1 protein-coding gene is annotated in these 565 nt (G+C 41.8%); it reads left to right on the forward strand.

Annotated elements, in window-relative coordinates:
- Positions 1–57: 57 nt before the first annotated feature.
- The coding region (locus ABD296_RS50055) for an amino acid permease (RefSeq protein WP_344285739.1) at positions 58–565 on the forward strand (508 nt) is incomplete at its 3' end.

Raw genomic sequence — 565 nt, forward strand, 5'->3', positions numbered from 1 at the left:
GTTTTCTCCCTATATGTTGCTGATTGAAATTAAGCAAATATAAAAAGGACTTCTAATATGACAATGGTTCATCATTCAGATGAGGCAAGTTCCCCTGATCATTTACAACGGAAATTAAGTAATCGCCACTTACAGCTCATTGCAATTGGCGGTGCAATCGGTACCGGTCTATTTATGGGCTCGGGCAAAACCATCTCCCTCGCAGGTCCTTCGATTCTCGTTATTTACATGTTAATTGGCGGTATGTTCTTTTTCCTTATGCGTGCATTAGGTGAATTACTGCTTGCTAATTTACATTACAAGTCATTTGTTGATATGGCATATGACTTAATCGGCCCATGGGCTGGCTATTATATTGGCTGGACCTATTGGCTAGGCTGGGTATTGGTCGGTATTGCCGATCTATCAGCAGTTATTAATTATTTAAGTTTCTGGTTGCCCGAGGGTGCCAGTTTCTCACCAATGCAACAGGCCATGATTAGTGCGGGCTGTGTACTATTCGTGTTAGGACTTAATTTGCTTACGGTCAAGTTGTTTGGTGAAGTAGAATTCTGGTTCGCAGTCA

It is taken from the genome of Actinomadura napierensis, assembly GCF_039529375.1.
In the GTDB taxonomy this organism is placed as follows: Bacteria; Actinomycetota; Actinomycetes; order Streptosporangiales; family Streptosporangiaceae; genus Spirillospora; species Spirillospora napierensis.